General features: G+C 70.7%; 8 protein-coding genes. 2 read left to right on the top strand and 6 right to left on the bottom strand.

All coding sequences use genetic code 11. The features are described from left to right. Nucleotides 1–60 precede the first annotated feature (60 nt). Together KLI87_RS32345 and KLI87_RS32340 are read right to left on the bottom strand one after the other, a co-directional pair. Nucleotides 61–1137: a hypothetical protein gene (locus KLI87_RS32345; protein WP_214620092.1), complete on the bottom strand. Its 1077-nt coding sequence runs from the start codon at nucleotides 1135–1137 to the stop codon at nucleotides 61–63. A 105-nt stretch (nucleotides 1138–1242) separates the two neighbouring features. Next, nucleotides 1243–1776, bottom strand: a complete 534-nt coding sequence (locus tag KLI87_RS32340) for a peptidoglycan-binding protein (protein ID WP_156222886.1) — start codon at nucleotides 1774–1776, stop codon at nucleotides 1243–1245. Between the two features lie 176 nt (nucleotides 1777–1952). Between KLI87_RS32340 and KLI87_RS32335 the strand changes: the two genes are divergently transcribed. Continuing rightward, complete coding sequence (locus tag KLI87_RS32335; protein ID WP_214620091.1) at nucleotides 1953–2783, top strand: transporter substrate-binding domain-containing protein; 831 nt, start codon at nucleotides 1953–1955, stop codon at nucleotides 2781–2783. On the opposite strand, the gene KLI87_RS32330 is transcribed toward KLI87_RS32335, so the two are convergent. Continuing rightward, nucleotides 2762–6271, bottom strand: coding sequence for an indolepyruvate ferredoxin oxidoreductase family protein (locus KLI87_RS32330; RefSeq protein ID WP_214620090.1), 3510 nt, complete (start codon nucleotides 6269–6271; stop codon nucleotides 2762–2764). The two genes, KLI87_RS32335 and KLI87_RS32330, sit on opposite strands and share 22 nt — an antisense overlap. Before the next feature lie 94 nt (nucleotides 6272–6365). On the opposite strand from KLI87_RS32330, the gene KLI87_RS32325 reads away from it, so the two are divergent. Next, complete coding sequence (locus tag KLI87_RS32325) at nucleotides 6366–6875, top strand: Lrp/AsnC family transcriptional regulator (protein ID WP_308166357.1); 510 nt, start codon at nucleotides 6366–6368, stop codon at nucleotides 6873–6875. A 578-nt stretch (nucleotides 6876–7453) separates the two neighbouring features. Here the strand turns inward: KLI87_RS32325 and KLI87_RS32320 are convergent. The 3 genes from KLI87_RS32320 to KLI87_RS32310 form a co-directional block, all read right to left on the bottom strand. Then, entirely contained in the window at nucleotides 7454–8953 is a 1500-nt protein-coding gene (locus KLI87_RS32320; protein WP_214620089.1) for an HNH endonuclease signature motif containing protein, read from the bottom strand. A gap of 406 nt (nucleotides 8954–9359) precedes the next feature. Continuing rightward, entirely contained in the window at nucleotides 9360–10427 is a 1068-nt protein-coding gene (locus KLI87_RS32315) for an acetate/propionate family kinase (RefSeq protein ID WP_214620088.1), read from the bottom strand. Nucleotides 10428–10457: 30 nt separating this feature from the next. Further along, nucleotides 10458–12812: a phosphoketolase family protein gene (locus tag KLI87_RS32310; RefSeq protein ID WP_250904491.1), complete on the bottom strand. Its 2355-nt coding sequence runs from the start codon at nucleotides 12810–12812 to the stop codon at nucleotides 10458–10460. Nucleotides 12813–13120: the final 308 nt, after the last annotated feature.

Below are 13120 nucleotides of genomic sequence, written 5' to 3'. Positions count from 1 at the left end.
AGGCTTGATCCCTGCCTTCCTGGGCGCCCGTTTCCCCCGGTTCCCCCGCTCCGCCCACGGTCAGGCGCGGCGCCAGACCTCCAGCAGCCGGGCCGCCGAGCCGCCGATCGGGCCGACCGCGTCGGCGAGCGTGCGCGGGTCGGCCGGCCGCGCGTCCTGGACGGCCTTGACCGCCGCCCCCGCGTCCTCGATCGTCGCCGAGCAGACCGACCGCAGGTAGGCGGGCACCTTGAGCGCCGGGTCGGTGCAGCCCACCAGCGGCGTCCCCACCGCCGCGATCAGCGGGAAGACCGTCCCCGGGATGCCGATCGCCGCCTCCGCGCGGGCCGAGGCCCGCAGCGTCGGGACCGTGCTGATCTCGTACTTCTCCCACAGGCGGCGGTCCTCGCGCGGGTGCAGTCCGACCAGGATCCGCTTCCCGGCGCTCCGCAGGTTCTCGGCCGCCTTGAGCAGCAGCTCGGTGCCGGGGGCGGCGCCGCCCGTCCCGTCCGGGCGGGTGACGCTCGTGACGACCAGGACCAGCCCCTGCTCCGGCGCGCGCACCGGGAGGTCGTCGGTCTGCGGCGACCCGACGACACGGACGCGGCGGTGCGTGCCGAGGTAGCCCGCGAACGCGCGGGCCTCCGCCGGGGAGGAGGAGGTGATCGCGCGCAGCCGGTGCCGCAGCCACCACGCGCCGGGCGCCTCGTCCGGGCCCAGGTAGGCGAGCGAGCTCGCGGCGAGCCGCAGATGCCGGAAGCGGCGCGCGCACTCCAGCGGCCAGTCGCCCGCGCCCGCGACGACCAGCAGGTCCGCGCGCGGCGCCCGCCCGGGAACCGCGACCGGGACCGGGTCGTCCGGCTTGATCTGGGAGTGGTCGGGCACGAGCTGCGTCAGCCGCACGCCCCGCCGCGCGGCCTCGGCGAGCAGCGGCGCGACGTGGTAGGTGCCCCACGGCTCGTTCGTCGCGACGAGCACCCGGAGCGGGCGGTGGTGCGGGCGGTGCGGCAGGCGGTGCGACGGGCGGTGCGACGGATGCGGGGCGGCGGCGTCGGCGGGCGCGGCGTCGAGCCCCAGCACGGCGGCCCCGGCCAGACCGCCCAGCGCACCGCCCAGTACCGCCCTTCGTGCCGGCTGTGGTTTGTCGATCTTGTCCATCGGTGCAGCGTAGGAGCCGTTCTCGTCCAGCGGGTGAACCCCCGGCGACGGTGCGGCGCGCCCGCGCCGCACGCCCCCGTGCCGCGTCCCCCCGGGGACGGACGGTCACTTGCCGGCGATCAGCTTGTGGTAGGTGCGCACGTCCGGGACGCCGGTCGCGGGCAGGCCGTGCTCGGACTGGAAGCGCACCAGCTTCTTCTTCGTGCGGGGGCCGTGGAAACCGGTGATCGGCAGGTCGTCGTTGTAGCGCCACTTGTTGAGCAGCACCTGCAACGCCTTGACGCAGTTGTTCTTCTGGCCGTATCCGGTGGGCGCGGCATGCGTGAGCAGGGCCGTCCAGGTGAGCGCGCCCACATTGCCGTCGAAGGAGGTCAGGTAGCGCTGCTGGAAGGCGCGCACGTTCGCGGTGGTCTTCGGACCGAAGTGCGAGGGGGCCGGCTGGTCGTAGCCGTCGCAGCTCAGAAACCACTGGAGGGCGCGGACGTTCTCGCTGACCTGCCCCTGCTTCAGGACGGGCCAGTACCCGTACGGCGAGGCGTAGGGAACGGTGTCGGCCGACGCGGGGGAGGGCAGCGCGGTCCCGCCCGCGACGACGGCGGCCGCGACGAGACCGGTGACGGCGATCCGCTTGACCTTCATGGGGTTCCTTCCGGGGGGTGGGGTACCGGGCATCTTCCGGTTACGCAGGATTAGAAGGGTGTTGACCTGCGGATGTTCGGCGATGGCCGGGTTGAGCCAGTACCGAACCGGGGCGATCGCGGCGGAATCCAAGGCACCCGTCTTGACTGACGCGGCGGACCAGGGATCATTTCCCTGTGCGAAACCGAAGGCCGATGCGGCTGCTCTCGACGCTGGTGCTGCTGGGTGGGCTGCTGACGGCCTGCGCCGATGTCGGCGACGTCGGCGGCGGGAAGTCGCTGCTCGACAAGGACACGCTGGTCGTGGGCGTCCGCCCGGACCTGCCCGGCCTCGGCCTGCGCCGTTCCGACGGCTCCTTCGAGGGCTTCGACATCGACGTCGCCCGCTACGTCGCGGACAAGCTGAAGCGCAAGGTCCGCTTCATCCAGGTGCTCTCGAAGGACCGGCTCACGGTGCTGACGGCGGGGAAGGCCGACATGGTTCTCGCGACCCTGTCGGTGACGCCCGAGCGCAAGACGGACATCTCGTTCGCGGGTCCGTACTACGCGTCCTACCAGGACATCCTCGTCCGGTCGGACGAGCGGGCCAAGAGCGTCCGCGACCTCAAGGGACGCCGGTTCTGCGGCGTGGAGGGCTCCGACCCGGTCAAGCGGCTGAAAGCCGTGCACGGGATGACCGCGGACGTCATCCCCGCCGCGGACTACGACGCCTGCATGGCGAAGATCCGCACGGGGGCCGTCGACGCGATCACCACCAACGACGTGATCCTCGCCGGGCTCATCCGGCGGGAGGGCACCGGGTACCGGCTGCTCAACGCGCGGATCAGCGAGCAGAACACCGGCATCGGCGTGCGCCGCGGCGACGTCGACGGCTGCGAGGCGCTGAACCGGGCCATCACGAAGATGTACCAGGACGGCACCGCCGCCAAGCTGATCACCAAGTGGTTCAGCGGCACCGGCCTCGACCTGACCTACATGAAGATCCCTCAGTTCGAGGGCTGCTCCTGAGGCGTCGCCCGGCGCGCGCCGCGCCAGGAAGCGAGCAGCTCGCGGCGGCGCTCCCGGTAGCGCGCGACGTTGGCGGACTTGACGTCCTCGTAGCCGCGGATCATGTCCGGCAGCTCCGCGATCTGGACGGCCAGGTCGTGGCGGTGCCCGTCCAGTTGCGGGAGCAGTTCGGCGATGACGCGGAGGTACTCGGTGACCAGGCGGCGCTCCTCGCGGCGCTGCGCGGTCGCGCCGAAGGGGTCCAGCGGGGTGCCGCGCAGCCGCCGCATCGCCCGCAGCGCCCGGAACGCCGGACGCGCCGTCCGGCCGAGGGCGATCTTCCGGTCCATGCCGAGCGCCCGCAGCACCGGCGGGTGCAGCATGTACCGGACCGACGACCCGGGACCGAACCGCTCCTCCACCCGCCGCGCCAGCTCGGGGTCGAGGTGCAGGCGGGCGACCTCGTACTCGTCCTTGTAGGCCATCAGCTTGTACAGGTTGCGCGCCACGGCGACCGCGAGCCGCTGCCCTTCCACCCCTGCGGCGCGCTCGGCCTCCGCGACGCGGACCACCGCGTTCAGGTAGCGCTCGGCCAGGGCGAGGTCCTGGTAGGCCGCGAGGTCGGGGACGCGGATCCGCAGGACGCGCAGCAGCTCGCCGTCCGCGCCCGACGCGGCCACCAGGTTCAGCGCGGCGGGCGCGGTCGCGTCCAGCGGACGGACGACCGGCCTCACCGCCTCGGGCGCGTCGTCCGCGAACCCCGGGTCGAGGACGAGGCGGCGGCCCGCGCGGAACGCCTGCACGTTCGCCTCGACCTGGACGCCGTTGAGCGCGAGCGCCTCCTCGATCGCGGCGGCCGGGACCGGCAGCAGCCCCGACTGGTAGGCGGCGCCGACCACCACGAAGTTGGCCGTGGTCGTCGCGCCGAACCAGCGCTCGGCGAGGCCCAGCGCGTCCAGCGCGACCAGCCGGTCGCCGTCGGTCCGCTCGGCGATCCGCCGCACCAGCGCGGCCCCCGGCGGCAGCGCCGCCGACGTGTCGGTGATCATCCGTCCGGTCGGGACCTCGCTGGTCGAGACCACCGCGCCGGTGCGGCCGGGCGCGCAGCGGCGGAGGTTCTGCTCGGACGTCCCGGCGAGCGAGTCGAACACCAGGTAGGCGTCCGCGCCGCCCGCGCCGATCATGCCCGGACGGTCGCGGCCCTTTCCCTTCCCGGCGCCGATCCGCAGGTGCGACACGACCGCGCCCGCCTTCTGGCTGAGCCCCGTCTGGTCGAGCGCGCGGGCGTCCCGGCCGTCGAGCAGCGCGGCGGTCGCGAGCACCTGGTTGACGGTGACGACGCCCGTCCCGCCGATGCCGACGAGCAGGACGTCCGCCGCCTCGGGGCGCGCCGGCGGCTCCGGCAGCTCACCGATCGGCTTGAGCTTCGGCGCGGCGGCCTTCCGCTCACCCGGGATCACGGTGAGGAACGACGGGCAGTCGCCGTCCAGGCACGAGTAGTCCTTGTTGCAGGACGTCTGGTTGATCTGCGTCTTGCGTCCGAACTCGGTCTCGACCGGCTCGACGCTGAGGCAGTTGGACGCGGTGCCGCAGTCGCCGCAGCCCTCGCACACCCCCTCGTTGATCAGCACGCGCGCCGCCGGGTCGGGGGCGAGCCCCCGCTTGCGCTTGCGCCGCGTCTCCGCCGCGCACGCCTGGTCGTACAGCAGCACGGTCACGCCCGGGACCTCGCGCAGCTCCCGCTGGACGGCGTCGAGGTCGTCGCGGTGCCGGACCCGGACGCCCGGCGCCCAGTCCGTCCCGCGCGGGTAGCGGGACGGGTCGTCCGCGACCACCACGATCCGCGCGACGCCCTCCGCGTGCAGCATGCGGGTGACGGCCGCCGGGTCCGCGCCGCCGTCGGCGTCCTGCCCGCCCGTCATCGCGACGGCCGCGTTGAACAGCAGCTTGAACGTGATGTTCGTGCCCGCCGCCACCGCCTGCCGCACCGCGAGGCTGCCCGAGTGGAAGAACGTCCCGTCGCCGAGGTTCTGGAACATGTGCGCGGTCCCGCTGAACGGCGCCGCGCCGACCCACATCGCGCCCTCGCCGCCCATCTGCGTCGTGCCGATGCCGCGGTCGTTGAACACGGTCATGACGTGGCAGCCGATGCCGCTCGCCGCGACCGACCCGTCCGGGACGACCGTCGACCGGTTGTGCGGGCAGCCCGAGCAGAAGAACGGCGTCCGCGCGGCGGAGATGAGGTTCAGCGTCGGCTTGCGCGGCGTCAGCGCCGGGTCGCGCAGGTCGAGGTGCTCCTCCCCGACGCGGTCGGCCAGGAACCGCGCGAGCGCCTTGACGATCCGGTCGGCGTCCAGGCCCCCGTCGGCGGGGATCAGCGGCGCGCCGTCCGGGCCCTTCTTGCCGAGCACGGCCGGACGCTCCGCCAGGTCGTACAGGACGTCCCTGACCTGCGTCTCGACGAACGCGCGCTTCTCCTCCACCACCACGATCTCGCGGAGCCCCCGCGCGAACTCCCTCGTCCTCGCCGGGTCGAGCGGATGGATCAGCGCGAGCCGCAGCAGCCGGACGCCGCGCCGTTCGAGCGCCGCGTCGTCCAGCCCCAGCCGGTCGAGGGCCTCCCGCAACTCGATGTAGGTGCGGCCCGCCGCGACCAGCCCGACCGTCGCCCCGACCGCGCCGCCGACGGCGTCGAGCCCGTTCGCCCGCGCGAACTCGGTCGCGGCCTGGAGACGCCCGTCCAGCACCTCGGCTTCCAGCGACGTCGTGTCCTTCAGGTCGACGCCGGGCCTGCGCGTCGGCTTCCAGGGCCGCCCGCGCCACTCCCACTCGGGAACGGCGAAGTCCGGGACGGGCTCGACGTCCACCACCTCGTGGGAGTCCGCCACGTCCGTCACGACCTTGAAGCCGGTCCAGGCGCCGCTGAACCGCGACATCTCGAACCCGGCGCGGCCGAGGCGCAGCACGTCCGCGACCGACGCGGGCGCCAGCACCGGCATGAACGCCTCGGCCAGCGCGCCCTCCGTCGCCGACGGCAGCGTCGAGGACTTGCAGGACGGATCGTCCCCCACGACCGCGAGGACGCCGCCGCGCTCACTCGTCCCGAGCCAGTTGGCATGCTTGAACGCGTCCATGGAGCGGTCCACGCCGGGGGCCTTGCCGTACCAGAGCCCGAACACGCCCTCGTACCGCGGCCCCGGCAGATGCTCCACGAGCTGCGACCCGTACACCGCCGTCGCCGCCAGCTCCTCGTTCACGCCGGGGACGAACCGGATGCCATGCCGCTCAAGGAGCGCCGCGTCCCGGACGAGCTGCTGATCGAGCCCTCCGAGCGGCGACCCCCGATACCCCGACACGAACCCGGCCGTCGCCCACCCGCGCCGCGCGTCCGCGCGCCGCTGGTCGAGCAGAAGCCGGACGAGCGCCTGCACACCGCCGACGGCGATCCGTCCCCGCTCCAGCTCCAGCCGGTCGCGGAGCGGATTTCCTGAGGTGATGATGGGGGTCATGCGTGCATTGAGCATCCGCCGCTGAGCAGGGTGCAAGATGTGAGAGAGAAGATTGAGCGGATTGCTCAAGTGTGAGCCGAGTCACCCGTCGGAGGTGAGCGATGTGACGCGCCCCACCCTGCTCGACATCCAGATCCTGCGCCGCCTCGTCGACCAGCCCCGCATCGGCATCACCGAACTCGCCGCGAGACTAGGCATAGCCCGCAACACCGCCCACGCACGAGTCGAACGCCTGGAACGCGAAGGCGTGATCGGCCACCGCGGCCGGGAGGTCGACCTCGGCGCCCTCGGCTTCGAACTCACCGCCTTCGTGACGCTGGAAGTGGCGCAGGGGCGCCTACGAGAGGCAGCCGGCGCGCTGTCGGCCATCCCGCGCGTCCTGGAAGTCCTGGGAATCACGGGCCAGGGCGACCTGCTCGTCCGCGCCGTCGCTCCGAACGGCAAGCAACTGCACGAAGTGATCGACTCCATCCTCGCCTGCCCCGGGGTCCGGCGCAGCACGACGTCGATCGTCCTGACACACCAGGTTCCTTTCCGCATCGCACCTCTCCTGGAGGACGAAGAACACCGCGCACGCGGTGAGGACCGTCGTCCCGGGCGGTGAAGTTGTGGGTTCCGGCCAAGATCTCAGGAGCCTAGGCCGTTCTTAATCGCCGTTCCTCATCGCCATTCTTCAACCGCCGTTCTTCAGCCGCCGTTCTCCAACCGCCGTTCTTCCACCGGCATTCTCCAACCGGCATTCTCCACCGGCATTCTTAATCGTCGGTGGGGGCGGCGCTGCGTACGGGGCCGCCCCTCCAAAGTCAAGGGCGCTTCGCGTCGCTTCGCGATGGGACTTCGTCCCACCCTTGACTTCGGAGCCTCTGCGGCCCCTGGGTGCAGCTTTCGTCGGGCAGGCTCCGCCTGCCCCCCGCCCGACGCGCCGCCCCCACCGCCCCTTCAGTCCGGACACACCCTCCCCTTCCACCCACGATCTCCTAATGGCTCCGCAGAGTCCTAGCAGGAGCCGCCCTCCCTGAACTCGCAGCAGCAGCAGTGGTGGTGCTGCGCTGGGGCCACATATCCCGATGGGGATGAAACGGCACCGGCCGTGGCAATGGGGGCGGAAGTGCGGCGCGGCAGATGTGCCTCGGGTGCCTGGGGCAGAACGCTCCGGGGAGGTGGGGATGTTCGGGGGATGGGCTACGGCGCGCCGGTTTGGCGTTGCTGGCCGGGGGGTCGGCTGCTGGTTCGGGTGGAGCGGACGGCCTGGGCGCGGGAGCGGGAGCGGAACTGGACCCGATGTGGCACTGAGATCGCAGCCGTCGTCGCGGGCGCTTCCTGCCACGGATTCGACGAGAGGGACGCAGCGGGAACCGGGGCGGAGGGAGCGTTGTCGTCCTGCGGCCGAGTGGGGGCCGGGACGGCGGTGCCACCGGCCGTGGCTCCGATGGGGGAGGAGCCGGTGGGCGGGGAAGCGACATCCGACGCCCCCGTGGACGTGGTCGCCGTGTTGGGCGGGAGGAGGCGGTAGGTGTAGCGCCCGCTCTCATTCTTGGTGATCTGAAGCTGCGCCGGGTTGGCGTGCTTGAAGCGGTTGTGCCAGCCGCAGCACAGCGCGAGCCTGTCGATGTCGGTGGGGCTGTCGCCGAGCGCCCAGCCGTCGACGTGATCGACCTCGCACAGGGTGCCGGGCACCTCGCAGCCTTGTACCGCGCACGTCGAGTACAGGGTTTCGAGGACCTGGCGTTGTGCTGGGCTTGCGAATCGTCGTCGATGGCCGAGATACAGGGGTAGGTTCCCGCGACCCAGTAGGAGCGGAGACACCCCGGCGTTCAGTGCGATGCGGCGGGCCTGCTCGGCGGGGATCGGTGTGCCGTCGGTGAGGCGGGCGGGAGCGTCGCCGCCGGTCAGGGTCTCCAGGTCGCAGATGACGGTGACCTTCGTCGCGGTGTGCCCGCCCGCCAGGACGCCGGTCAGTGCCGCCGCCGTCCGTTCCGACAGGTCGCGGCGGTCGTCGGTGCCGGCGGGCTTGGCCAGCGGCCCGAGTGTGCCCTCCCAGATGGCAGCGTCCTCAGGGTTGAGCCAGCCTTTGATGTACCGGCCACCGTCAAGGGAACGGGTGGAGTCGATCCACGACCGCTCGTATCCGCGCCGGGAGTCGGCGTCGGGCGTCTCGGTGCCGTCGCGTTCGGCGATCACTTCGCGGATGCGCTTGCCGAAGGAGGCGACCTTTCCGGCCGAGAACTCCTTGTCGACCATGTCGAGCAGCAGCTCTTCGGCGGCCTTGCAGTCATCGTCGTCAAGGCGGGCGACGGCCCCGGCGATGGTGGCGGCGTATCCGAAGGACAATGTGCCGTTGGCCCACCGGTCGGTGACCTGGTTCAGGCGGTGGCGCTGGCGGGCGAGTGTGAGTCGTTCCTTGGCGCGAGAGTCGCGCATTCCCAACCGGGACCGCAGCCACGCCTGAGTGGACGGCAGCCCCCAGCGCTGCACCTCGCCGTGAGTGTCAACACGGGCGATGAGCCCGGCAAGCGCGCTCTCACATTGGTCGGTGGCGGCCGCAAGGGTTTCGCTGAGCTCCATGCATGCCGCTGAGGAATCCGGCGTGGGCCGCTGCGCAAGTTCGGCGACGATGACCGAGAGAGCGTTCACCATTTCTCCGGTGGACGCCTCGTCGAGGTCGATCATCATCGAACGCATATTTATATCATACCTCACTCCCGCCGCTAATTGAGCCACTTGAGGCCAGAAATTCGAGAACCTTGTGGTGATCAAAAGGCCCCTCACAACAAACCCGAAAGGGGCAAAAGGCAAAAAGGGGGAAACGACACCCTGTCGTTAAGAGGCGGTGGGGGCGGCGCGTCGGGCGGGGGGCAGGCGGAGCCTGCCCGACGAAAGCTGCACCCAGGGGCCGCAGAGGCTCCGAAGTCAAGGGTGGGACGAAGTCCCATCGCGAAGCGCCCTTGACTTTGGAGGGGCGGCCCCGTACGCAGCGCCGCCCCCACCGCGAGTGCCCAATGAAGAATAAACAGTAAAACCCAAAACCCAAAACCGAAAGCCGAAAGCCGAAACCCAAACCCGAAAGAAGAAACCCAAACGTCAATGACTAGCCAAGAACCTGGAGAGCCCCGGAGGCGATCTCCAGATCCTCCCGGGCGGTGACAACCAAAGAGCGCACCCTAGCGTCCCCAGAAGTAACATCAGTGTCCCCGTCCACCCCCTCATTTAGCTCGTGATCAATACCAACCCCCAAGAACTCAAGATCCCCGGCGAGGCGCATGCGCACGGACGGATCGTGCTCTCCCACGCCCCCCGTGAAAACAAGAACGTCCAGCCCGCCGAGCGAGGCGACCATGGCAGCCGCGCACCCGCGAAGCCGATGATGATAAACATCCAGTGCGGCCAACGCATCGACATCATAAGAAGCGGCCCGAGAGCGAATCTCGCGCATGTCCCCGGTGCCGGTGAGTCCTCGTAGCCCCGAGTCGCGCTCAAGGCCCTCGTTGACCTCGCCGACGGACAGCCCATGCTTGATCAGCCACAGCGGAATGCCGGGATCGACACTCCCCGCCCGGGAAGCCATTACCAGCCCCTCCAGCGGAGTGAACCCCATCGTCGTATCGACGGAGACCCCGTCCGCGACCGCGGCAAGAGAAGCGCCCGACCCCAGATGACAGATCACCATCCGGAACCCGGCAGGATCGCTCCCCAGCATCTCACCGGCCCGCCGCACCGCATAGGAGAAGGACAACCCATGGAACCCGTACCGCCGCAGGCCAAACTGCTCGCGCCACCGCGCCGGCAGGGCATAGGTCGCGGCGGCATCCGGCAGGGTGGCATGAAAGGAAGTATCGAAACACGCCACGGCGGGAACTCCCGGCAGCGCGGCCCTGATCTCCGACAACGCATGCAGCGAGGCGGGCTGATGGAGCGGCGCCAGATCCGCAAGGGCATGCAGCCGCTCAACCACACCATCATCGATCACCACAGGACCGGTGAACTCAGTTCCGCCGTGGACGAACCGAACCCCGATCGCATCGGGCCGAGGCATGTCGGCGACGAGCGGCGCCATCTCGTGCCCGGCGCCGGACTCTTCGGCGATCACCGTTCCGTCGGGGTCGACCAGGCTCAGTTTCAAGCTGCTGGACCCCGGGTTGACCGTCAGAACACGCATGGAACTCAGAGCACGCATGAAACAGGGTCCTCACCGGGGCCAGGTCCAGTCGCGGATCTCGGGGGCGTCCTCGCCGTGTTCGCGGGTGTGTATACGCAGCCGGAGCCGTTCGTCGGCCATCCGTTGCCGGATGTGGGCGACGCGGCCGCCGAGGGTGGGGACGCGGTCGATGACGTCCATGACGAGGTGGAAGCGGTCCAGGTCGTTGAGCATGACCATGTCGAACGGCGTCGTCGTGGTGCCTTCCTCCTTGTAGCCGCGGACGTGCAGGTTGTGGTGCCCGTTGCGGCGGTAGGTGAGCCGGTGGACGAGATACGGATAGCCGTGGAAGGCGAAGATGACGGGCTTGTCGGTGGTGAACAGCGTGTCGAAGTCGCGGTCGGGGAGGCCGTGCGGGTGTTCGGAGTCGGGTTGCAGGCGCATGAGGTCGACGACGTTCACGACGCGGACGCGTAGTTCCGGGAACAGGTCGCGGAGCAGGGCGGCCGCGGCGAGCGTCTCCAGCGTCGGAATGTCGCCGGCGCACGCCAGCACGACGTCGGGGTCGGCGCCCTCGTCGGTGGAGGCCCATTCCCAGATGCCGATGCCGCGCGTGCAGTGCGCGATGGCGGCGTCCATCGACAGCCAGTTCAGCGCGGGTTGCTTTCCGGCGACGATGACGTTGACGTAGTCGCGGGAGCGGAGGCAGTGGTCGCCCACCGAAAGCAGCGTGTTGGCGTCCGGCGGCAGGTACACCCGGACGATCTCGGGCTTCTTGTTCATCACCACGTCCAGGAAGCCGGGGTCCTGGTGGGTGAAGCCGTTGTGGTCCTGCCGCCACACATGCGAGGACAGCAGATAGTTCAGCGACGCGATCGGGCGCCGCCACGGCAGCCCGCGCGTGACCTTCAACCATTTCGCGTGCTGGTTGAACATCGCGTCCACGATGTGGATGAACGCCTCATAGCTGTTGAACAGCCCATGCCGTCCGGTCAGGAGGTAGCCCTCCAGCCATCCCTGGCACAGATGCTCGCTCAGCACCTCCATCACGCGTCCGTGCGCGGCCTGGTGCACGTCGGTCGGATACCGCTCGCCGAGGAACACGCGGTCGGTCGCCTCGAAGACGTCCTGGAGGCGGTTGGAGGCGGTCTCGTCCGCGCCCATGATCCGGAAGTTGGACGGGTTGGCCCTCATGACGTCGCGCAGGAACGCCCCGAGCAGGCGCGTCGGCTCGGTGGCCGTCGTGCCGGGCTCGCCGACGGGCGCGGCGTAGTCGCGGAAGTCGGGCAGGGTCAGCGGGCGCAGCAGCAGACCGCCGTTGGCGTGCGGGTTCGCGCTCATCCGCCGCTCGCCCTGAGGCGCCGATGCGAGAAGCTCCGCGACCGGACGCCCCTCGTCGTCGAACAGCTCATCCGGACGGTAGGAGCGCAGCCACGCCTCCAGTTGCGCGAGGTGCTCGGGATTGTTCCGAACCCCGGAGAGCGGGACCTGATGGGAGCGCCACGTCCCCTCCACCGGCAGACCGTCGACCTCCTTCGGCCCCGTCCACCCCTTCGGCGACCGCAGGATGATCATGGGCCAGCGGCGGCGTTCGAACGCGCGCCCATCGCGCGCCGCGGCCCGCGCGGCGGACTGGATGGCCGCGATCTCGTCGAGCGCCTGGTCGAGCGCGGCGGCCATCTTGCGATGCATGGACGCGGGCTCGTCGCCGCTCACGAGCACCGGGTGGTAGCCGTAGCCGTCGAAGAGCTGGACCAGCTCCTCCTCCGGCAGCCGCGCCAGCACCGCCGGATTCGCGATCTTGTAGCCGTTCAGGTGCAGGATCGGCAGCACGGCGCCGTCGTGCACCGGGTCGAGGAACTTGTTGGAATGCCAGCTCGCCGCCAGCGGCCCCGTCTCGGCCTCCCCGTCCCCGACGATGCACGCCACCACCAGATCCGGATTGTCGAAGGCGGCGCCGTAAGCGTGCGCCAGCGAATACCCCAGCTCACCGCCCTCGTGAATGGACCCGGGCGTCTCCGGCGCCACATGACTCGGAATACCGCCGGGGAAGGAGAACTGCCGGAACAACCGCGCCATACCCGGCCCATCCTGCGACACATGCGGATAGACCTCGCTGTAGGTCCCCTCCAGCCACGCGTTCGCCACCGCCGCCGGACCGCCGTGCCCCGGGCCCATGATGTAGATCATGTCGAGGTCGCGGGCCCTGATCGTCCGGTTCAGATGGACGTAGCAGAAGTTCAGCCCCGGCGAGGTACCCCAGTGCCCCAGCAACCGGGGCTTGATGTGCTCCGGCCGCAGCGGCTCCCGCAACAGCGGATTGCCCAGCAGATAGATCTGACCCGCCGACAGATAGTTCGCCGCCCGCCAGTACGCGTCGACCCGCCGCGCCTCGTCGTCCGTCAAACCACGTTCTGACGAACCACGGGCCGCCGAACCGCGGTCAGTCGAACCACGATCAGTCGAACCACGGGCCGTCGCGAGGTCGTCGGTCATGGGCGCGTCCCTCCGGGTCGGTGTGCCGCCGCAGGATCACGTCCCCGCGATCCATGCGCCCTAACCGGGGGCCGAGGAGGCCACGGCGGCGGGTGCGCGCCGTCTACCGCGCCGCCGTGGCCTCGTCCCCCCACCCCGGCTGTGGACGTCACCGGCCGTGGGGCGGCGGTCGAAGGGCCGCCGCCCCGCCCCCCAATACGAACCGGTGGGAGCGTCTC

It is taken from the genome of Actinomadura sp. NEAU-AAG7 (assembly GCF_018603865.1).
GTDB lineage: Bacteria > Actinomycetota > Actinomycetes > Streptosporangiales > Streptosporangiaceae > Spirillospora > Spirillospora litoris.
This window is presented reverse-complemented; position numbering and strand designations above follow the sequence as displayed.

Excerpts from the sequence above, each read along its gene's own strand:
- KLI87_RS32345 (WP_214620092.1), bottom strand. The coding sequence starts at position 1,137 with ATGGACAAGATCGACAAACCACAGCCGGCACGAAGGGCGGTACTGGGC.
- KLI87_RS32340 (WP_156222886.1), bottom strand. The coding sequence starts at position 1,776 with ATGAAGGTCAAGCGGATCGCCGTCACCGGTCTCGTCGCGGCCGCCGTC.
- KLI87_RS32330 (WP_214620090.1), bottom strand. The coding sequence starts at position 6,271 with ATGACCCCCATCATCACCTCAGGAAATCCGCTCCGCGACCGGCTGGAG.
- KLI87_RS32320 (WP_214620089.1), bottom strand. The coding sequence starts at position 8,953 with ATGCGTTCGATGATGATCGACCTCGACGAGGCGTCCACCGGAGAAATG.
- KLI87_RS32315 (WP_214620088.1), bottom strand. The coding sequence starts at position 10,427 with ATGCGTGTTCTGACGGTCAACCCGGGGTCCAGCAGCTTGAAACTGAGC.